The following is a 20,908-nucleotide window of genomic DNA, read 5'->3' on the forward strand; positions in this document are numbered from 1 at the left end:
CCCCTGGGCTCTGCGCAACCGGCGCGGGCGGGGCACGTTCCCCCGGCCCTGCCCGCGCCTCTAACCTTCAGACCGTTCCGCCCGTGCCGCTCCGGGCTCACCAGTAGACGACGACCTTGTCGCCGACGTTCACCTGGCCGAAGACCGCCGACAGCTTGCCCTTGTCCCGGACGTTCACACAGCCGTGCGAGGCGCCGGCGTAGCCGCGGGCCGCGAAGTCGGCCGAGTAGTGCACCGCCTGGCCGCCGCTGAAGAACATCGAGTACGGCATGGCCGTGTGGTAGAGCGTGGACGTCCAGTCCTTCTCCTTGCGGTCCACCTTGAAGACGCCCTCGCGGGTCGGGGTGTTCTCCGAGCCGAAGCGCACGTCCATCGTGGAGATGATCTTGCCGTCGATCATCCAGGCGAGGGTGCGGCTCTCCTTGCTGATGCACATGACCCGGCCCTCCATGCAGCGCGGGTCGGGCGCGTCCGCCTCGTTGACCGTCGGCGGGTTCAGCTCGTCGGCGGTGGGCTTCTTCGTGGTGCTCTGGATCTTCTTCCAGGTGGCCTCGTCGACCGAACCGGTGGGGTTCAGCCCGTGCTTCGACTGGAAGGACTTCACGGCCGCGGTGGTCTTCGTCCCGTAGAAGCCGGTCGGCGCGACCGACATGAGCTTGAGCTGCTTCAGGCGGGCCTGGAGCTCGCGCACCTGGTCGCTGTCATCGCCGTTGGCCATGATCTGCTTCACCGTAGGCGAAGGAGAGGCGGACGGGGACGCCGAGGCGGAGGCCGACGGGGACGGCGAGGCCGGCTTGTTGTCGGTGGACGGGGAGGATTCGGGGGAGGCGCCCGCCGTGGGCGAAGCGGAGGTCGGTGAAGGGGAGCCCGCAGACTCCGACTTCTCCGGCCCGCAGGCGGTCGCGGCGAGCGCGACGGCGGTGGCCACCCCGAGCGTGCGGAATATGACTCTCTGGCGGTGCATTAGCAGTCCCCCGGTTTCTACGTCGTGTATCTAGGTGATGCTTCGCGCGCGTGGAGAGTTGCACTGGGTTCCGGGATGTTGCGCCATTGTGACCAGCAGCCGTCCACAGCCTTACGAAGCGGGACGGTTCTACCAGTCCCGGCCCCGGTTGCTCTATGGAGGACTTCGTCACATGGCACGCACCGAGAGCGGCATTCCGATCGAACCCGTCTACGGCCCCCGCGACCTGACGGGGTGGATTCCGCGCATCGCGCTGGGGGAGCCGGGGGATTTCCCCTACACCAGGGGGATTTATCCGACCATGTACACCGGTCGGCCGTGGACCATGCGGCAGTACGCCGGCTTCGGCACGGCCGCCGAGTCCAACGCCCGGTACCGGCAGCTCATCGAGGGCGGCGGGACCGGGCTGTCCGTCGCCTTCGACCTGCCGACCCAGATGGGCCACGACTCCGACGCACCCCTCGCGCACGGCGAGGTCGGCAAGGTCGGGGTGGCCGTGGACTCCCTCGACGACATGCGGACGCTGTTCGACGGGATCCCCCTGGACCGGGTCTCCACCTCCATGACGATCAACGCGCCCGCCGCGCTGCTCCTGCTGCTCTACCAGCTGGTCGCGGAGGAACAGGGCATCTCGGGCGCGCAGCTGACGGGCACGGTCCAGAACGACGTGCTGAAGGAGTACATCGCCCGCGGGACGTACATCTTCCCGCCCGGGCCCTCGCTGCGGCTCACGGCCGACACCTTCCGCTACTGCCGGGCCGAGATCCCCAAGTGGAACACCATCTCCATCTCCGGCTACCACATGGCCGAAGCGGGGGCCTCGCCCGCGCAGGAGGTGGCCTTCACCCTCGCCGACGGCATCGCGTACGTCCGTACGGCGCTCGAGGCGGGGATGGCGGTCGACGAGTTCGCTCCCCGGCTCTCCTTCTTCTTCGTCGCCCGCACCACCCTGCTCGAGGAGGTCGCGAAGTTCCGCGCGGCCCGGCGGATCTGGGCCCGGGTCATGCGCGAGGAGTTCGGCGCGCGGGACCCGAAGTCGCTGATGCTGCGCTTCCACACCCAGACGGCAGGGGTCCAGCTGACGGCACAGCAGCCGGAGCTGAATCTCGTACGGGTGGCCGTGCAGGCGCTGGCCGCCGTGCTGGGCGGCACGCAGTCGCTGCACACCAACTCCTTCGACGAGGCGATCGCGCTGCCCACGGAGAAGTCGGCCCGCCTCGCCCTGCGCACCCAGCAGGTCCTCGCGTACGAGACGGACGTGCCGCACACCGTGGACCCGTTCGCCGGGTCGTACGCGGTGGAGCGGATGACCGACGACCTGGAGGCGGCCGTGCTCGAGCTGATGGGGCAGGTCGAGGCCCGGGGCGGGGCGGTGGCCGCGATCGAGGCCGGGTTCCAGAAGGCGGAGATCGAGCGGAACGCCTACCGCATCGCGCGGGAGACCGACGGCGGGGAGCGGGTGGTGGTCGGGGTCAACCGCTTCGCGCTGGAGGAGGAGGAGCGGTACGAGCCGCTGCGCGTGGACCCGCAGATCGAGGCGCGGCAGTGCGCGGCGCTGGCGCGGCTGCGGGCGGAGCGGGACGGGGAGGCGGTGCGGTCCGCGCTGGCGCGGCTGCGGGAGGCGGCCGCGGGGACGGGGACGAACGTGCTGTACCCGATGAAGGAGGCGCTGCGGGCGCGGGCCACGGTGGGGGAGGTCTGCGGGGCGCTGCGGGAGGTGTGGGGGACGTACGAGCCGGTCGGTTCCACGTGGTGAAATCCAGGTCCTGACAGGTGTGTCCTTGTGGGACACTCCTGCCCATGCTGGGTGTGACAGATCTTCCTACCTATCTCGCCGGCCTGGTGCTGATCGTTCTGCTGCCGGGGCCCAACTCGCTGTACGTGCTGTCCGTCGCCGCCCGGCGCGGGGTGAAGGAGGGCTACAAGGCCGCCTGCGGGGTGTTCACCGGGGACACCGTGCTGATGGTGCTGACCGCGGCGGGCGCGGGGGCGCTGCTGGAGGCGAGCCCGCTGCTGTTCACCGTGGTGAAGTTCCTCGGCGCCGGGTACCTGGCGTGGCTGGCCGTGGGGATGATGCGGGCCGCCTGGGGGATGTGGCGCGACCGCAAGGCGCGGCAGGAGGAGCTGCTCACCGGTGCGGAGCCGGCCGGCGGGATGGAGCGGCCGTACCGGCGGGCGCTGGTGGTGAGCCTGTTCAACCCGAAGGCGATCCTGTTCCTGCTGTCCTTCTTCGTGCAGTTCGTGGACCCCGGCTACGCCTACCCCGCCCTGTCGTTCCTGCTGCTGGGCACGCTGTCCCAGCTGGCGAGCTTCCTGTACCTGTCGACGCTGATCTTCACCGGGACCCGGCTGTCCGCCGCGTTCCGCCGCCGCAAGCGGCTGTCGGCCGGGGCCACCTCGGCGGCGGGCGTGCTGTTCCTGGGGTTCGCGGCGAAGCTGGCGGTCGGCTGAGTCCCCTCAGCCGAGGACGCGGCGCAGCCGCCGGGCCATGCGCCGCACCGCCCGGCTGCGGGGCAGGAACGACAGCTGGGCGGGGATGCCGCCCGGCAGGCCCAGCGCCGTCAGCCGGCGGCGGGTGAAGTACCGCCAGGTGCGGTCGGTCAGGTGCCTCGACAGGTAGGCCTCGGCCGCGGCCCGGCGCGCGGCGAGGATCTGCGGCTGCATGGTGAATCCGACCGCCGTCAGCAGCCCGGCCGGTTCGGCCCGGACCCGCTCGGGCGTCGGGGGGGTCCAGGTGCGCACCGCCTCCGCGTCCGCCAGGTCGGGGAGCAGGGCGTCCACCAGGGCGAGCGGCACGCGGTTGCTGTTGGGATACGGGGTCAGGCGGGCCAGTATGGCGTCCGTGCCGGTCCGCGCCACCGGGAGGCCGTACAGCGTGGCGGCGGTCAGCAGGCCGGTGGAGAAGCAGCCGACGACCAGCGCCGGGCGCAGCCGCTGGTAGAGGGTCTCGGCCAGGAACGGCGTGCCGATCACGGTCATGCGGGCGCCGAGCCGCTCGGCCTCCTCCTCCGCGCGCCGGGAGTAGGCGGCCGGGGCGCTGGGGTGTGGTTTGAAGACCAGCTCGGTGTGGCCGAGGGCGTGCGCGCCGCGGACCATCGAGACGTGGAGCTCCTCCTCCTGGTCCGGGGTCATGAGGTCGAGCGCCGAGAGGTACTGGCCGAGCAGGAGGGCGGGGGAGTCGCCGACGCCGTCCAGGGCGGTGTCCTGCGAGGGCAGTTCCGCCAGCACCTTCAGGAACGCCTCCGACGGCACCAGTTCGACCCGCACGCCGAACTCGGTCAGGAGCAGCGGCTCCAGTCCGGGTACGAGGTCCAGGTGCAGGACGCGCCGCACGCGCATCCCGAGCTGCGGGTCGAGGCGGATGCGGGTGGGGCCGTAGCTCATCAGCCCGTCGGCGTACACGTCGACGGCCGCGCCCGGGAAGACCCGGCACAGGGCCTGGGCGGGCGGCACCTGGAGGGACTCCACGATCAGTTCGACGCGGTCCTCGCCCAGGTCCCACAGGGCGCGCAGCTGCCGCTCCCACAGCGGGACGTCCTCGGCGCGGGGGGTCCAGGTGCTCGGGTGCTGCGGCTCGATGACGCGGTTCCAGTCGAGGACCTCGTCGAAGCGGGGGCGCAGGGCCTCGAAGCCCGGCATGTCCGCGACCCCGGGGCTGACCTCGGCGGTGACGGCGTGGTTGCTGGTCAGCAGGATGCGGCGGCCGGAGGGCGGGAAGACGCCCGCGTCGATGCCTGCGGCGAGGGTGGCGGCTCCGTAGAGGGTGGAGGCCAGGAAGATCTGGGTGGGCATCAGGCGTTCGCCCCCGAGGCGGTGGTACGGCGGCGGCCGCGCACGCGGCGCAGCAGCGTGGAGCGCTCCGCGTCCATCGAGTCCAGGACCCGGTCCAGCACGTCCTGGGGCATGCGGCCGAGCGCGGCCGTGCTCATGGAACGGAGTTTTCTGGACACGTCCGGTTCGAACCTCTCGATGGATCCGAAATGATGCGCGATAATCGCGCAATATGTTCGGACGGCTTTCGGGAGCAGGAGGTCCGATTCTACGTCCGCCGCGGTATCCGAGAGCACTTGATCAAATGCGCGAATGAAATCGAGCTGCCGTTCGTCACCGGTTTGGGTCAATGACGTGGCCACCCCGCGCCGGTAGAAGATTCCGGGCATTCCGACCGCGGCGAAGGATTCCGCCTCCCGGTGCAGCCGCCAGATCCACGGCCGGTCCTCCGCCGTCCGCAGACCGTCGGTGAAGTGCAGCAGCCCGCGGTCCAGCAGCCGCCGGTGGTACATCCCGGCCCAGGCGTACGGATAGTCCACCGAGGTGGCCCGGTCGGCGGGCAGGATCGCGGTGCGCGGATCGGCGACGACCGACTGCGGGCCGTACGGGACCCGCTGCACGCTGCGCGTCCTGCCGGTGCACTTCACATGGTCGGTGCGGACGAAATCGCAGTTCAGGGCCTCTATGGCGGCCAGGGTCCGGGCGAGGTGGCCGGGCGCCAGCCAGTCGTCCCCGTCCAGGAAGGCGAGGTACTCGCCGTTCGCCGCGTCCAGACCGGTGTTGCGGGCGGTGGCCAGGCCGCCGTTGCGCTCGTGTCTGAGGTGCACCGCCCCCGGCAGCTCGCGCGCCGCCCGCTCCAGCAGGCCGGGCGTCCCGTCCGTCGAGCAGTCGTCGACGAGCAGGAACTCGAAATCGTCCCGGGCGTTGAGTTCGAGACTCTTCAGGGCGTCTGGTGCATATGTCTGCACGTTGTAGAACGGCACGACAACAGAGAGCTTGGGCACCCGTGAGACATTAGGACGCCGTCCGGCATTCACTGTGACCCCGATGCGGATTCCACGTGAACGGCGCGCGGCGGACGCGTTAACCCGCGCGCTTTCGCGTTCCGTAGACGCGTTGTTAACCCGCTGTTGTGCGCTCGTTGGGCCGATCACCGAATTTGCGGAATAGCTTCTGCCGCGTGCCAGAACGCAAACGCGTCGCCGTTATCGCCGATTCCGACACGCGATGGAAATGGGGCGCACTCACCGCCCGCCGTCTCGTGCCCGACCACCAGCTCGCCGGATTCCTGTTGCGCGGACGTGCCACACCCACGGCGCGCCAGCTCGGCGAGGTGGGGGTCCAGGGTGACCGGCCGACCGAGGTGACCTGTGCCGAGTTCCTCGCCGAGATCGGGCGGGAGGGCTACGACGTCGTCGTCCTCGCCCTCGTCGGCGGGGCCGTCCAGGCCGTCCTGCACGGGGCCCGCGCCCTGTGGCCCGAGCCGTCGAGCCGCCCCGTCCTCGTCACCGGGTACGTGGGCGTCGTATACGAGAAGCTCGCCGACGGGCTGCTGCTGCGGCACGGCGCCGACCTCGTCCTGGCCAACTCCCGGCACGACGCGGAGCGGTTCCGCGCCGTGTACGAGGGAGTCGGCGCGGACGCCGGCGCGGTCACCGAGACCGCACTGCCCTTCCTCGGCGGGGCGCCGTACGAGCCGGCCGGATCGCGGACGCACACGGTCGTCTTCGCCGTCCAGCCCTCCGTGCCCGACAGCCGCGCAGACCGCGCGTACCTGCTGGAGCGGGCGGCCGGGCACGCGCGGCTGCACCCCGAGCGCGAGGTGCTGATCAAACTGCGCAGCCGCCCCGGGGAACACACCACCCACCTGGAGGAGCAGCCCTACCAGCGGCTCGCCGCCAAGCTCCCCGGCGGCCTCCCGCCCAACTGCCGGCTGGTGTACGGGAACATGGGCGAGGTCCTGGACGGCACCGACCTGCTGGTCACCGTCTCCTCCACCGCCGCCCTGGAGTCCCTGCACCGCTCCATCCCGACGGCCGTGCTCACCGACCTCGGCATCCGCGAGGCCCTCGGCAACCACCACTTCCTGGGCTCCGGCTGCCTCGCCTCCTGGGACCAGCTCGACGCGGGGATGCTGCCGAAGGCGGACCAGGCCTGGCTGGCGGCCCAGGGAGTCACCGGCGACGGGGACGCCTACGCGGCGGCCCGGGCGAAGGTCGCCGCACTGGTGGACCGGGACGGGCTGCCGGCCGTCGCCCCCTACTACACGCTCACCACCGCCCCCCGGTACCTGCCCGGGATCCTCGCCCGCCAGCACCTCGCGCCCGACGGCACCCCGCTGCCCGGCGCGGTGCGCGAGAGCGCGGGCCAGTCCCGGCTGCGCCGCAGGCTCCGCGCCCACCTGCGCGACGCCGCCCGCGGGGCCTACCGGCACGGAGTGCAGCGCGTGGCCCCCGTGATCCGCCGGATGGGCGAGCTGTGAGCCCCCGCGTCCTGGCCGTCATCCCGGCGCGCGGCGGCTCCAAGGGCGTCCCCGGCAAGAACCTCGCCGAGGTCGCCGGCACCCCGCTCGTCGCCCGCGCCGTCCGGGCCTGCCTCGCCGCGCCGACCGTCACCGACGTGGTGGTCTCCACCGACTCCGCGGGGATCGCCGACGCCGCCCGCGCCGCGGGCGCCGGCGTGATCTCCCGCCCCGGCGCGATCTCCGGCGACACCGCGAGCAGCGAGGCCGCCCTCCTGCACGCCCTCACCGCCTTCGAGGAACTCCACTCCGCCTCCGTGGACGTGGTCCTCCTCGTCCAGTGCACCAGCCCGTTCCTGGCCGCCTCCGACGTCGAGTCCGTGGCCGCGGCCGTCGCCTCCGGCGCCGCCGACTCGGCCCTGACCGTGGCCCCCTTCCACGGGTTCCTCTGGCGGGAGGACCCCGACGGCTTCGGCACCGGGGTCAACCACGAGACGACGTACCGCCCCCGGCGCCAGGACCGTCCCCAGGACCTGCTGGAGACCGGCGCCGCCTACGCCATGGACGCCGCCGGCTTCCGCAGCGCCCGCCACCGCTTCTTCGGACGCACGCTCCCCGTCGCCACCGACCCCGCACGGGTCCTGGAGATCGACGACCCGCACGACCTGGAGCGGGCCCGCCTGCTCGCCCCGCTGCTCGACGTACGACCCGACCCGCAGCTCACACCCCACGCAGCACCCGCCACACCCGCACTCGTACCCCCGCACCGAAGGACGTCACCTGTCATGACCGCCTCCCCCAACAGCCGCCTGCGTACCTTCGGATCGCGCACCGCGGGCCCCGGCCAGCCGGTGTACGTCGTCGGTGAGATCGGCATCAACCACAACGGCGACCTCGGCAACGCCTTCGCCCTGATCGACGCCGCCGCCGAAGCCGGCTGCGACGCCGTGAAGTTCCAGAAGCGCACCCCCGAGATCTGCACCCCGCGCGACCAGTGGGACATCGAGCGCGACACCCCCTGGGGCCGGATGACCTACATCGACTACCGCCACAAGGTGGAGTTCGGCGAGGACGAGTACCGTGCCATCGACGAGCACTGCTCCACCCGCGGCATCGACTGGTTCGCCTCCCCGTGGGACACCGAGGCCGTCGCCTTCCTGGAGAAGTTCGACCTCCCCGCCCACAAGGTGGCCTCCGCCTCGCTGACCGACGACGAGCTGCTGCGCGCCCTGCGCGCCACCGGCCGCACCGTCGTCCTGTCCACCGGCATGTCCACCCCCAAGCAGATCCGCCACGCGGTGGAGGTGCTCGGCAGCGACAACATCCTGCTCTGCCACGCCACTTCGACGTACCCGGCCAAGGCCGAGGAGCTCAACCTGCGGGTCATCAACACCCTCCAGGACGAGTACCCCAACGTCCCGATCGGCTACTCCGGCCACGAGACGGGCCTGCAGACCACCCTGGCCGCCGTCGCCCTCGGCGCCGCCTTCGTCGAGCGCCACATCACCCTCGACCGCGCGATGTGGGGCTCCGACCAGGCCGCCTCCGTCGAGCCCGGCGGCCTCGCCCGCCTGGTCCGCGACATCCGCACCATCGAGACCGCCCTCGGTGACGGCGTCAAGCGGGTCTACGACTCCGAGCTCGGCCCCATGAAGAAGCTCCGCCGCGTGCAGGGCGAGCTCGCCGCCGTCTGATCCCGCTCCGGGCCCCGGTCCGCCGCGTACGAGATCCGTCCCCTGCCGAGGAGTACGTGATGCCCGCTTCAGCTCTCACCCTCGCGTTCGTCGAGAGCCCGGTCCAGCTCCTGAACGTGCTGGAGTGGGCGTACTCCAGCGGCGGGTCCGGCGAGTCCGCCCCGCTGCTCGACGGCATGCCGAGCCAGCCGCCGCGCGGTACGGGCGGCCCGGGCGGTACGCCGGCGCCGCGGATGCGGATCGTCGTCCTGCCGCCCACCGACCCGATGTCCCGCGGCCAGCTGCGCCGGATGGCGGCGCTCGCCCGCGACGAGGGCCACGAGGTCCGCTGGCAGGAGGCCCGCGGGGGCCGCCTCGCACCGCTGAAGGCGCTCGCCGCCCTGGCGGGCGACGTGCGCGCGGCGCACACGGTCGTCGTCGGCGACCCCTTCTCCCGCTACGTGCAGCTGCTGCTCACCCTGGTACGGGCCGAGCAGCTCGTGGTGGTCGACGACGGCACCGCCACCATGGAGTTCATCGCCCAGACCGCCCGCGGCGAGCGCCTGGTCCGCTGGCACCGCGTGGGCGGCGGCGGCCCGGCCGGGCGGGTGCGCGAACTGGCGTACGCACCCGTCTCGGCGACCGCCCGGCGCCGCTTCACGCCCGCCGACGGCAGCGGCCGGCGCGTCGAGGTGTTCAGCTCGATGCCCGTGACCGCCCACGGCGCGATGACGCTCCGGGTCAACGACTTCGCCTGGACCCGGGCCCGCTTCGGCCCGCCGCGCCTGACCAAGGGCACCGACCTGGTCGGCACCTCGCTCGTCGAGACGGGCGTGGTGGACCCGGCCTGCTACCTGGACGCGGTGCGCACCCTGACCCGCGTGCACCGCGCCACCCGCTACTTCGCGCACCGCCGGGAGTCCCCGGAGAAGCTGCGCGCGCTGAGCGAGGCGACGGGGCTGGAGATCGTACGTCCGGACCTGCCGCTGGAGCTGATCGCGCGGCGCGGTCCGGTCGGCCGGACGATCGTCAGCTTTCCGTCCACCGTCGTCCACACCCTGCCGTACGCGCTGACCGGCACCGGCGTGACCGTCGCCGTATGCGATATCGACCCCGACTGGCTCACCGGGTCCGCGTCGCCGCGCGCCCGCGGCTTCCTCGCCGGGGTCACCGACAGCGCCCGTGACGTACGCAGACTCCCCGCTCAGGCGGCTCCCGCGGCCGGATGAGCGGGCGAGTGTACCCCCGGGTGCATCCGGTCATGCGTCCAGAGGCCGGGTTTCTTTCCCCTAACGGCATGAACTTTTCGTGATCCTCAGCCAGTTGGGCCATTGGTGCGCCTACCCTTCAACAGGTGAACCAGTTGATGTCCCGCGAGTCCCAGACCGCCCAGCCCGCCGTGTCCGAGCGGCCCGAGCTGCCCGGCAAACTTCCGGATCACCTGAGTGCCGAACTGATCGCCTTCCGCCGGGACTTGCACATGTACCCGGAGCTCGGACACCAGGAATTCCGCACCACGGCGGCGATCAAGGCCCGGCTCGAGAAAGCCGGCCTGCGCCCACGGGTGCTGAAGTCCGGAACCGGCCTGGTCTGTGACGTGGGGGCCTGGGACGGCATGCGGCCGATGCTGGCCCTGCGCGCGGACATCGACGCCCTGCCCATTCCGGATGCCAAGACGCACGTCTCGTACCGCTCGACCTTCCCGGACCGCGCCCACGCCTGCGGCCACGACGTGCACACCGCGATCGTCCTCGGCGCCGGACTGGTCCTCGCCGAGCTCGACCGCCAGGGCCTGCTGCCCCGCCCCGTGCGCCTGCTGTTCCAGCCCGCCGAGGAGGTGCTCCCGGGCGGGGCGACCGAGGCCATCGAGTCCGGGGTGCTGGACGGGGTGGGCAAGATGATCGCCGTGCACTGCGACCCGCGGGTCGACGCCGGGCGGATCGGGCTGCGGCCCGGCCCCATCACCTCCGCGTGCGACCGGCTGGAGGTCACCCTCTCCGGCTCCGGCGGGCACACCGCGCGCCCGCACCTGACCACCGACCTGGTGACGGCCGCCGCACGGGTGGCCGTGGACGTCCCGGCGCTGCTGACCCGCCGGATGGACGCGCGTTCGGGCATGTCGGTCACCTGGGGCCGGATCGAGGCCGGGCACGCCTGCAACGTCATCCCGATGCACGCCGAGCTGTCCGGGACCGTCCGGTGCCTGGACCTGAACGCCTGGCACGAGGCGCCGGACATGATCCACGCGGCGATCGACGAGGTCGCGACGATGCACGGGGCCAAGTTCGAGATCAACCACGTCCGCGGGGTGCCCCCGGTGGTCAACGATCCCGTGATCACCGAGCTGCTGCGCGAGGCGATGACGGTCCGCTGCGGCGCCGGGGCGGTCGAGGACACCGAGCAGAGCCTGGGCGGCGAGGACTTCTCCTGGTACCTCGAGCACGTCCCGGGCGCCATGGCCCGCCTGGGGGTCCGCCGGCCGGGCGACACCTCCAAGCACGACCTGCACCGGGGCGACTTCGACGTGGACGAGTCCGCGATCGCCGTCGGCGTCGAGTTCTTCACGGCCGCCGCCCTGCTGGACGGGCGGCGCGCGGGGGCCGTCAGGTAGCCGCCGACGGCGCGCAGCCGAAAAATCTCGGTACAGCATGCGCGCGTCTCGTGGCGGACGTGTCCAGCCCTTGGTACACAAGGGCTGGGCACCTGAGCAGTTACCAATCGGTCACTGTCCGGTTCGCGACGATCCGATAACGACTCATGAACGGGCCTTTAACTGACATCTACGCGCGTTACGATCGCGGCGAAACCAGCGCCGGTCGTGGCGCTTCGGTCAGGTTTTGAAGGAGCCTCCCCTTGCGCCGGATCACCAGGATCGCCACCGTGGGCCTCGCGTCCGCTGCGCTGGCCCTCTCGGCCACCGCCTGTGGCGGTAAGAAGTCGTCGGACACCGGATCTTCGGACTCGAAGGAAGCCACCGCCGCCATCGCGTACGACATCGGCGGCCGCGGCGACCAGTCGTTCAACGACGCCGCGTACGCCGGCCTGCAGAAGGCCGAGTCGGAGCTGAAGGTCAAGGGCGCCGAGGCGGAGCCCACGGACGGCGAGGGCGAGGCCGACAAGGTCCAGCGCCTCACCGAGCTGGCCCGCAAGGGCAACAACCCGGTCATCGGCGTCGGTTTCGCGTACGCCCCGGCCATCAAGAAGGTCGCGCCGAAGTTCCCGAACACCACGTTCGGCATCATCGACGACACCTCGGTGACCGGCCCGAACATCGCCAACCTCGTCTTCAACGAGGAGCAGGGCTCCTACCTGGCCGGCGTCGCCGCCGCCAAGGTCTCCAAGACCGGCACGGTCGGCTTCATCGGCGGTGTCGAGGTTCCGCTGATCAAGAAGTTCGAGGCGGGCTTCGCCCAGGGCGTCAAGGACACCAACCCGAACGCCAAGGTGCTGTCCCAGTACCTGACCCAGCCGCCGAACTTCGACGGTTTCGCCAAGCCCGACCTCGGCAAGGCCGCCGCGCAGGGTCAGCTCGACGCGGGCGCCGACGTGGTCTACGCCGCGGCCGGTCTGGCCGGCTCCGGTGCCATCGAGGCCGCCTCGGCCAAGGGCAAGTGGGCCATCGGCGTCGACTCCGACCAGTACAACCAGGCCGGTCTGTCGAAGTACAAGGACGCCATCCTGACCTCGGTCACCAAGGACGTCTCGGACTCCGTCTTCGACCTGATCAAGTCGGTCAAGGACGGCAAGCCGACCACCGGTGAGATCCGCTACGGCCTGGACAAGGACGGCGTCGGCCTGGCCGACTCCAACCCGAAGTACAAGGAGATGGCCGACGTCATCGCCGCGGTGGAGAAGGCCAAGGCCGACATCATCGCCAAGAAGATCACCGTCAAGACCACGCCGTAAGGCAGTCTCTGACATGTAGTTCTGGTCTCCGGGGTCCGGGAAGCGGTCTCTATCGCTCCCGGGCCCCGAACCACGTTCTTTGAGCAGCAATCCGTGTGCTTGTGGCCACTTGGCCTCAAGTTTTCACTTCCGACAGTGCTACGCGCGTAGAAGCATCGTGGACGCGATACTTTCACTCCCCGCCCTGTCCCCCTGCCTCCCGCTCCTTCCGCGCCAAGGAGAGTGCGTCATCAACGCGTCCAGCCCGCCCCACGCCGTAGAACTGCACGGCATCACCAAGCGCTTCCCCGGCGTCGTCGCCAACAAGGACATCGCGATCACCGTCCGCAAGGGCACGGTCCATGCCTTGATCGGCGAGAACGGCGCCGGCAAGTCGACCCTGATGAAGATCCTCTACGGCATGCAGAAGCCGGACGAGGGCACCATCGCCATCGACGGGGAGCAGGTCTCCTTCCACAGCCCCGGCGACGCCATCGCCCGCGGCATCGGCATGGTGCACCAGCACTTCATGCTCGCCGACAACCTCACCGTCCTGGAGAACGTGGTCCTCGGCGGCGAGAAGCTGTACGGCATCGGTGCCAAGGCCCGTAAGAAGATCAAGGAGATCTCGGACGCGTACGGCCTCGGGGTGCGTCCCGACGCCCTGGTCGAGGACCTGGGTGTCGCGGACCGCCAGCGCGTGGAGATCCTCAAGGTCCTCTACCGCGGCGCCAAGATCCTCATCCTCGACGAGCCGACCGCCGTGCTCGTGCCGCAGGAGGTGGATGCGCTCTTCGGCAACCTGCGCGAGCTCAAGGCCGAGGGCCTGACCGTCATCTTCATCTCGCACAAGCTGGGCGAGGTGCTGAAGGTCGCCGACGACATCACGGTGATCCGGCGCGGCACCACGGTCGGCACCGCCGACCCGAAGACGGCCACCACCAAGCAGCTCGCCGAGCTGATGGTCGGCTCCGAACTCCCCTCGCCGGAGACCCGCGAGTCCACGGTGACCACCACGCCGATGCTCCGGGTCGAGGACCTGCGGCTGGCCGCGGTGGACCCGGACGGCATCGTCCGCGAGGTGCTCGCCGGCATCAACTTCACCATCCACAAGGGTGAGGTGCTCGGCATCGCCGGCGTCGAGGGCAACGGCCAGACGGAGCTCATCGAGGCCCTCATGGGCATGAGCATCCCGGACGGCGGAACGATCACGCTGGACGGCACCGACATCTCCACGGCCGCGACGCGCAAGCGCCGCGAGGGCGGCATCGGCTACATCCCCGAGGACCGCCACCGGCACGGCCTGCTGCTGGAGTCCCCGCTGTGGGAGAACCGCATCCTCGGCCACGTCACCGAGGCGCCCAACTCCAAGCGCGGCATCCTCGACCCGAAGGCGGCCCGCAAGGACACCGAGCGGATCGTGCGCGAGTACGACGTCCGCACGCCCGGCATCGAGGTCACCGCGGCCTCGCTCTCCGGCGGCAACCAGCAGAAGCTGATCGTCGGCCGCGAGATGAGCCACAACCCGAAGTTCCTCATCGCCGCCCACCCCACCCGCGGTGTGGACGTCGGTGCGCAGGCGCAGATCTGGGACGCGATCCGCGAGGCCCGGCGCGAGGGCCTGGCCGTCCTGCTCATCTCCGCGGACCTGGACGAGCTCATCGGCCTGTCCGACACCCTGCGGGTGATCTACCGCGGCCGCCTGGTCGCGGACGCCGACCCCGCGACCGTCACCCCGGAGGAGCTCGGCACCGCCATGACGGGCGCCGCCTCCGGGCACCTGGAAGCAACCGACAACCACTCCGCCGCCGGTACCGAGCCCGGTACCGATGCACCGGAGGACGAGGCCCGATGAAGAAATTCGACAAGGACCGGCTGCTCCTCGGCTTGGCCGGGCCCGTGCTCGCCCTGGTCAGCGCCTTCCTGCTGACCGTGATCGTGCTGGCGGCGACGGGCATCGACCCGATCGAGCCGCTGCGCCTCATGGTGGAGAACGCCGCCTACGAGGACGTCCAGGTCCTCATCGTGAACCAGGCCGGTACGTACTACCTGGCGGCCCTGGCCGTGGCCATCGGCTTCAGGATGAACCTGTTCAACATCGGCGTCGACGGCCAGTACCGCCTCGCGGCGATGCTCTCCGCCGTGGTCGGTGCGGCCGTGACCCTGCCGGGCCCGCTGCACCTGCTGCTGATCATCCTCGTGGCGATGCTCGTCGGTGCCTTCTGGTCCGGCATCGCCGGTGTGCTGAAGGCCAAGCGCGGCGTGAGCGAGGTCGTCTCCACGATCATGCTGAACGCCATCGCGACCAGCCTGATCGCCTGGCTGATGCTGCCGAAGAACCTCGGCGTCCAGCTGGAGGGCTCCAACGACCTGACGACCGGCGACATCGCCGAGTCGGGCTGGTTCCCGGCCGTGTCCCTCGGCGACGGGCTGGAGATCTACGGCTTCACCTTCGTGGCCTTCGCCCTCGGCATCGTCTACTGGTTCGCGCTCAACCGGACCCGCTTCGGCTTCGACCTGCGCGCCACCGGTGCCAGTGAGTCCGCCGCCCAGGCCTCCGGCGTCGACGCCAAGAAGATGATCATCACCTCGATGCTCATCTCCGGCGCGGTCGCGGGTCTCGCCGGCATGCCGCAGCTGCTGGGCGAGACGCACACCTACAACCTGGCCTTCCCGGTCGGTGTGGGCTTCACCGGCATCACCATCGCGCTGCTCGGCCGCAACAGCCCGGTCGGCATCCTCTTCGCCGCGTTCCTGATGGCCTTCATCGACAAGGCCTCGGCCTCGCTCGACCAGGCCGGGTACGCGAAGGAGATCGGCACGATCATGAAGGGCCTGATCGTGATCGCGGTCGTCGTCTCGTACGAACTCGTCCGCCGCTACGGCATCCGGCGCCAGCAGCAGAAGGTCGGCGAGGAGCTCGCCGCCGGGCACGCCATCAAGACCGACAAGGAGGTCGCGGCGTGAGCACCAGCACTGTCTCCGCGACGGCTGCCGCCCCGAAGAAGTCGGCCGGCCGCAAGAAGCTCACTCTTCCCTGGATCATGCTGATCATCGCGGGCGGCCTCGCGCTGGTCTCGCTGGTCCGCCTGATCAGCGGCGCCAACGACCTGACCTCGGTCGGCCAGGTCTCCGGCGCGCTCTCCCTCGCCGTCCCGATCGGCCTCGCCGGCCTCGGCGGCCTGTGGGCCGAGCGCGCGGGCGTCGTCAACATCGGCCTCGAGGGCATGATGATCCTCGGCACCTGGTTCGGTGCCTGGGCCGGCTACCAGTGGGGCCCGTGGACCGGTGTGCTCGTCGGCATCGCCGGCGGCGCCGTCGGCGGCCTGCTGCACGCGATCATCACGGTCACGTTCAACGTCAACCACATCGTCTCCGGTGTGGCCATCAACATCCTGGCGCTGGGCTTCACCCAGTACCTGTCGAACTTCACCTTCGCCGAGGCGCCGGGCGGCTCCTCCAAGCAGTCGCCGCAGGTCGAGCCGATCTACAAGATCACCGTGCCGGGGCTGTCCGACTGGATGGCCGACCTCCAGGGGAAGCACTGGTTCTTCGTCTCGGACCTCGCCGGCGTCATCGGCGGCCTGGTCACCGAGCTCTCGCTGCTGACCGTCGTCGCCCTGCTGCTGATCCCGGGCACCTGGTGGGTCCTGTGGCGGACCACCTTCGGCCTGCGGCTGCGCTCCTGCGGTGAGAACCCCATCGCGGCGGAGTCCCTCGGCGTCAACGTCTACAAGTACAAGTACATCGCCGTGATCGTCTCGGGCGCCCTGGCGGGCCTCGGCGGCGTGTACCTGTCCGAGGTCGCCAGCCCCATCTACCAGGAGGGCCAGACCGGCGGCCGCGGCTACATCGGCCTCGCCGCGATGATCTTCGGTAACTGGATGCCGGGCGGCATGGCGCTGGGCGCGGGCCTGTTCGGCTTCATTGACAGCCTGAAGCTGCGCGGTGGCGCCACCAACGTCCACGCGATGCTGCTGCTGATCGCCATCCTGCTGGTGCTCGTCTGCGCCTGGCAGCTGTACAAGAAGAAGTACCTCCAGGCCGGCATCTCCGCGGCCTGCGCGGCGCTGCTCTTCCTCTGGTACGCGCTCACCGACTCGGTGCCCAGCCAGTTCGTGGACGCCGCCCCGTACGTGACCACCCTGCTGGTGCTCGCGCTGTCGGCGCAGCGGCTGCGCATGCCGAAGGCGGACGGCATGCCGTACCGCAAGGGCCAGGGCAAGTGACGGGCGCGTCCACCGTCGACTGGGAGGCCCTGCGCGAGGCCGCCCGGGACGCCATGTCCCGGGCCTACGCTCCGTACTCGGGCTTCCCGGTCGGTGTCGCCGCGCTGGTCGAGGACGGCAGGACCGTCACCGGCTGCAACGTCGAGAACGCGAGCTACGGGCTCAGCCTGTGCGCCGAGTGCGGCCTGGTGTCCTCCCTCCAGGCCACGGGCGGCGGCCGGCTGACGCACTTCACCTGCGTCGACGGCCGGGGCGAGATCCTCGTCCCGTGCGGGCGCTGCCGACAGCTGCTCTTCGAATTCGGCGGAGCGGAACTGCTGGTGGAAACCCCGAAGGGGGTCCTCCCGCTGGCGGAGATGCTGCCGCAGGCCTTCGGGCCCGACCACTTGAGATAGCCGTGCCGACGGCCCTCCGCCTGCCGGGCGGAGGGCCGCCGTACTTCCGCAAACCCCTCTCTCTATGCGCGTAGAAGGAAGCACCACATGGACGTCATCTCCGTCATCCGGACCAAGCGGGACCGCGGTGAGCTGAGCCCCGAGCAGATCGACTGGGTCATCGACGCGTACACCCGCGGTGTCGTGGCCGACGAGCAGATGTCGGCGCTGGCGATGGCCATCCTGCTCAACGGGATGAACCGGGCCGAGATCGCCCGCTGGACCGCCGCGATGATCGCCTCCGGCGAGCGCATGAACTTCGACTCCCTCTCCCGCCCCACCGCCGACAAGCACTCCACCGGCGGCGTCGGCGACAAAATCACGCTGCCGCTGGCCCCGCTCGTCGCAGCGTGCGGCGCGGCCGTGCCGCAGCTGTCCGGCCGCGGGCTCGGCCACACCGGCGGCACCCTGGACAAGCTGGAGTCCATCCCCGGCTGGCGCGCCCTGCTGTCCAACGAGGAGATGCTGCACGTCCTGGACACCACCGGCGCCGTCATCTGCGCGGCGGGCGACGGCCTGGCCCCGGCGGACAAGAAGCTCTACGCGCTGCGCGACGTGACGGGCACGGTCGAGGCCATCCCGCTGATCGCCTCCTCGATCATGTCGAAGAAGATCGCCGAGGGCACGGGCTCCCTGGTCCTCGACGTCAAGGTCGGCAGCGGCGCCTTCATGAAGAACATCGAGGACGCGCGCGAGCTGGCGCGGACCATGGTGGGCCTGGGCACCGACTCGGGCGTCAAGACGGTCGCCCTGCTCACCGACATGTCCACCCCGCTCGGCCTGACCGCCGGAAACGCGCTGGAGGTCCGCGAGTCGGTGGAGGTCCTGGCGGGCGGCGGCCCGGCGGACGTGGTCGAGCTGACCATCGCCCTGGCCAAGGAGATGCTGGACGCGGCGGGCATCAAGGACGCCGACCCGGCGAAGGCCCTGGCCGACGGCTCCGCGATGGACCACTGGCGCCGGATGATCGCGGCCCAGGGCGGCGACCCGGACGCGGCCCTGCCCGTGGCCCGCGAGCAGCACGTGGTCACCGCCTCGGCCTCGGGAGTCCTGACCCGCCTCGACGCGTACGCGGTGGGCGTCGGCGCCTGGCGCCTGGGCGCGGGCCGCGCCCGCAAGGAGGACCCGGTGCAGGCCGGCGCGGGCATCGAGCTCCACGCGAAGCCGGGCGACACGGTGACCGCGGGCCAGCCGCTGATGACCCTGCACACGGACACCCCGGAGAAGTTCGAGTACGCCCTGGCCTCCCTGGAGGGCTCGTACGACGTCGCCCCGGCGGGCACGGCCTTCACGGCTCCGCCGATCGTCCTGGACCGCATCGCCTGATCCAGGACCCTGGTCCCGTCGGCGCGGCTCCCCGTCCGGAGCCGCGCCGGCGCCTTTTCACGGGCCGGCAGGGCCTGCCTCCCGCGCCCGGCCGATGAGTTCCGGGCGGCGGTGGAGTCATCCCCTTGTGGAGACCACCCGACTCGTGCTGCCCGGACCCTGCCCGACCGAACAACACGCGGCGGGGCTGTGCGCCCGCCTGTCCCGGCTGTACGAGGACGGGGCCGCGAGGGTGGAGTGCGATGCCGGGGCCGTCACCGCGCCCGGGCTGGCCGCCGTGGAGGTCCTGGCGCGGCTGCGCCTGACCGCCCGCGGGTACGGCCGGGGCTTCGCCGTCACCGGCGCCGGCCCCGCGCTACGCGCCCTCCTGGACCTCGTCGGCCTCGCCGAGCTGCTCGGGGAGGCCGAAGAGGGGGAACCAGCGCGCGGTGTCCAGGAAGGCGTTGAGCCCGACGATCTTGCCGTCTGAGATCTCCAGGACCTGCAGCGCCCACGGCGTGTGGCCCTTCCCGGAGGCGGCCGGCCGGTACTGGCCGAAGGCCGGCATCCCGTTCGCCGTCGTCGGGATCAGGCGCGAACCCTTGCAGCCGATGCCCTGGTTCAGGTGCCAGGCCGCGATGTCCCCGTGGCCCCGCAGCCACAGGTCGAACGGCGGCATCGACAGCACCGCGTCTTCGTGCAGCAGCGCGGTGAGCCGCGAGATGTCGTACGCCTCGAAGGCGGACAGGTACTGCTCCAGCAGCTTCGCCTGGTCCGCGTCCAGAGGGTCCGCGGGGTCGGTGTCGCGGATCCCGTGCGAGGCCAGGGTGGCCCGCGCCCGCTGCAGCGCGCTGTTCACCGAGGCCACCGTGGTCTCCAGCAGCGTCGCGACCTCGTCGGCCTTCCAGGCCAGCACCTCGCGCAGGATCAGCACCGCCCGCTGCTTCGCCGGCAGGTGCTGCAGGGCCGCGACGAACGCCAGCCGTACCGACTCCTTCGCCAGGGCCGTCTCCGCCGGGTCGGCGGTCTGCGGCAGCACCCGCCCGTCGGGGACCGGCTCCAGCCACGTCACCTCGGGCCGCTCATTGAGCAGGGCGGAGGCCTGGTGCTGCGGAGCCGTCAAGTCCATCGGCCGGGCCCGCTTGTTCCCCGCGTTCAGCAGGTCCAGGCAGACGTTGGTCGCGATCCGGTACAGCCACGACCGCACCGAGGAACGGCCCTCGAACTTCTCGAAGCTGCGCCAGGCGCGGATGTACGTGTCCTGCACCGCGTCCTCGGCGTCGAAGGACGAGCCGAGCATCCGGTAGCAGTACCCCGTCAGCTCGACCCGGTAGCGGTCCAGCGCGGTGTCCAGGTCCGTAGGTGTCGTCACGAGGTCGCTCATGGCTGTCGTCGCCCCCAGGTAGGTCCACTCCTTCGGAACCTACCGGAGGGGTCTGACAACGGCAGCCGGAACGGCCGTCAGCCACGGATCAGGTGCCCGGCTTGCGGCCGTAGACGTAGACGTCCTCGCCCTTGCCCAGCAGGTTCCAGTACGCCTTGGCGTCGGCGGACCGCATGTTCACGCAGCCGCCCGAGCCGGGCGGGTTCCACATGCTCTTGGCCGTCGAGTGGAAGGCGATGCCGCCGTCGAAGAACTGCGCGTACGGCATCGAGACGTCGTAGAGCGTCGACCAGTGGTCGATGCTGCGGTAGTAGATCTTCTTCAGGCCGGTCCGGGTCTCCGTGCCGTCCTTGCCCGTGCGGACCGGGACGGGACCGTACTTCAGGGTGGCGCCGTCCTGGATCCAGCTGAGCTGCCGCGTCAGGTCGACGCAGGCGATCCGCCCCCGGTCCACCGGGCAGTTGCCGGCCCGGTTCGGGGTGCTGCCGGCCGCCCGCTGGGCCAGCATCGTGCTCATCGTCTGCCAGGTCAGCGGCCCCGCGTACCCCTGCGTCGGGGTGATCCCGTGACGGGCCTGGAACGACCTGGTCGCCGTGCAGTCGGCCGCCGACTGCCGTCCGTCCACCGGTCGGCCCAGGAACTGCTCGACCTGCCTCTGGTGCGGCCCGGTTGCGAGGTTGCAGGAGGCGGCCTGCGCCGGCCCGCCCCCCGCGACCGCCCACGGCAGCGCCAGCGCCACCGCCCCGCCGAACACCACCGCCGCGCGCCGCACCGCGCGCATGCGCGTCGTCCCAGTCCGCAT

The 20,908-nt window shown here is 71.2% G+C and carries 18 protein-coding genes and 1 pseudogene; 14 read left to right on the plus strand and 5 right to left on the minus strand.

Features of this window, described 5'->3' with window-relative positions; genetic code table 11:
• Positions 1–97 precede the first annotated feature (97 nt).
• Positions 98–964, minus strand: a complete 867-nt coding sequence (locus tag ACIPUC_RS27480; RefSeq protein ID WP_446592863.1) for a L,D-transpeptidase family protein — start codon at positions 962–964, stop codon at positions 98–100.
• Positions 965–1,136: 172 nt separating this feature from the next.
• Here ACIPUC_RS27480 and ACIPUC_RS27485 point away from each other — a divergent pair, with 172 nt between their 5' ends.
• Both ACIPUC_RS27485 and leuE read left to right on the plus strand, forming a co-directional pair.
• On the plus strand, positions 1,137–2,720 hold the full coding sequence (locus ACIPUC_RS27485) for an acyl-CoA mutase large subunit family protein (protein ID WP_446592864.1): 1,584 nt from the start codon (positions 1,137–1,139) through the stop codon (positions 2,718–2,720).
• A gap of 44 nt (positions 2,721–2,764) precedes the next feature.
• Positions 2,765–3,415: a leucine efflux protein LeuE gene (gene leuE, locus ACIPUC_RS27490; protein ID WP_446592866.1), complete on the plus strand. Its 651-nt coding sequence runs from the start codon at positions 2,765–2,767 to the stop codon at positions 3,413–3,415.
• Positions 3,416–3,421: 6 nt separating this feature from the next.
• Here the strand turns inward: leuE and ACIPUC_RS27495 are convergent, their stop codons facing one another.
• Positions 3,422–4,756, minus strand: coding sequence for a polysialyltransferase family glycosyltransferase (locus ACIPUC_RS27495; RefSeq protein ID WP_446592868.1), 1,335 nt, complete (start codon positions 4,754–4,756; stop codon positions 3,422–3,424).
• Positions 4,756–5,739, minus strand: a complete 984-nt coding sequence (locus ACIPUC_RS27500; RefSeq protein ID WP_446592870.1) for a glycosyltransferase family 2 protein — start codon at positions 5,737–5,739, stop codon at positions 4,756–4,758. Before ACIPUC_RS27500 ends, ACIPUC_RS27495 begins: the two co-directional genes overlap by 1 nt.
• Before the next feature lie 176 nt (positions 5,740–5,915).
• Here ACIPUC_RS27500 and ACIPUC_RS27505 point away from each other — a divergent pair, with 176 nt between their 5' ends.
• From ACIPUC_RS27505 to ACIPUC_RS27560, 12 genes and pseudogenes are all read left to right on the plus strand, one after another.
• Complete coding sequence (locus ACIPUC_RS27505) at positions 5,916–7,217, plus strand: DUF6716 putative glycosyltransferase (protein ID WP_446592872.1); 1,302 nt, start codon at positions 5,916–5,918, stop codon at positions 7,215–7,217.
• Positions 7,214–7,591: pseudogene (locus tag ACIPUC_RS27510) on the plus strand (acylneuraminate cytidylyltransferase family protein); the annotation flags it as partial. The gene ACIPUC_RS27505 and the pseudogene ACIPUC_RS27510, both read left to right, overlap by 4 nt.
• Before the next feature lie 390 nt (positions 7,592–7,981).
• The gene (locus tag ACIPUC_RS27515; protein ID WP_446593059.1) at positions 7,982–8,890 is read left to right on the plus strand and encodes an N-acetylneuraminate synthase family protein; all 909 of its coding nucleotides are present in this window, start codon (positions 7,982–7,984) and stop codon (positions 8,888–8,890) included.
• Between the two features lie 59 nt (positions 8,891–8,949).
• Entirely contained in the window at positions 8,950–10,098 is a 1,149-nt protein-coding gene (locus ACIPUC_RS27520; protein WP_446592874.1) for a hypothetical protein, read from the plus strand.
• A gap of 137 nt (positions 10,099–10,235) precedes the next feature.
• The gene (locus ACIPUC_RS27525; RefSeq protein WP_446593060.1) at positions 10,236–11,480 is read left to right on the plus strand and encodes an amidohydrolase; all 1,245 of its coding nucleotides are present in this window, start codon (positions 10,236–10,238) and stop codon (positions 11,478–11,480) included.
• Positions 11,481–11,722: 242 nt separating this feature from the next.
• Complete coding sequence (locus tag ACIPUC_RS27530) at positions 11,723–12,775, plus strand: BMP family lipoprotein (protein ID WP_446592876.1); 1,053 nt, start codon at positions 11,723–11,725, stop codon at positions 12,773–12,775.
• 157 nt (positions 12,776–12,932) lie between these two features.
• Complete coding sequence (locus ACIPUC_RS27535) at positions 12,933–14,609, plus strand: ABC transporter ATP-binding protein (protein ID WP_446592878.1); 1,677 nt, start codon at positions 12,933–12,935, stop codon at positions 14,607–14,609.
• Positions 14,606–15,721 carry an ABC transporter permease gene (locus ACIPUC_RS27540; RefSeq protein ID WP_446592880.1) on the plus strand — a complete coding sequence of 372 codons (1,116 nt, stop codon included), beginning with the start codon at positions 14,606–14,608 and terminating at the stop codon, positions 15,719–15,721. Before ACIPUC_RS27535 ends, ACIPUC_RS27540 begins: the two co-directional genes overlap by 4 nt.
• A complete protein-coding gene (locus ACIPUC_RS27545; protein WP_446592882.1) occupies positions 15,718–16,983 on the plus strand; it encodes an ABC transporter permease in 1,266 nt (421 codons plus the stop codon). The genes ACIPUC_RS27540 and ACIPUC_RS27545 overlap by 4 nt, the downstream gene beginning before the upstream one ends.
• Entirely contained in the window at positions 16,980–17,378 is a 399-nt protein-coding gene (locus ACIPUC_RS27550) for a cytidine deaminase (protein WP_446592884.1), read from the plus strand. The genes ACIPUC_RS27545 and ACIPUC_RS27550 overlap by 4 nt, the downstream gene beginning before the upstream one ends.
• Before the next feature lie 87 nt (positions 17,379–17,465).
• Complete coding sequence (locus ACIPUC_RS27555) at positions 17,466–18,743, plus strand: thymidine phosphorylase (protein ID WP_446592886.1); 1,278 nt, start codon at positions 17,466–17,468, stop codon at positions 18,741–18,743.
• Positions 18,744–18,870: 127 nt separating this feature from the next.
• Positions 18,871–19,212: an STAS domain-containing protein gene (locus ACIPUC_RS27560; protein ID WP_446592888.1), complete on the plus strand. Its 342-nt coding sequence runs from the start codon at positions 18,871–18,873 to the stop codon at positions 19,210–19,212.
• Here ACIPUC_RS27560 and ACIPUC_RS27565 read toward each other — a convergent pair.
• Positions 19,099–20,106 carry a sigma-70 family RNA polymerase sigma factor gene (locus ACIPUC_RS27565; protein ID WP_446592890.1) on the minus strand — a complete coding sequence of 336 codons (1,008 nt, stop codon included), beginning with the start codon at positions 20,104–20,106 and terminating at the stop codon, positions 19,099–19,101. The genes ACIPUC_RS27560 and ACIPUC_RS27565 overlap by 114 nt on opposite strands.
• A gap of 88 nt (positions 20,107–20,194) precedes the next feature.
• Positions 20,195–20,887: a L,D-transpeptidase family protein gene (locus ACIPUC_RS27570; protein WP_446593061.1), complete on the minus strand. Its 693-nt coding sequence runs from the start codon at positions 20,885–20,887 to the stop codon at positions 20,195–20,197.
• Positions 20,888–20,908: the final 21 nt, after the last annotated feature.

The sequence above is a fragment of the Streptomyces sp. LARHCF249 genome, assembly GCF_052871255.1.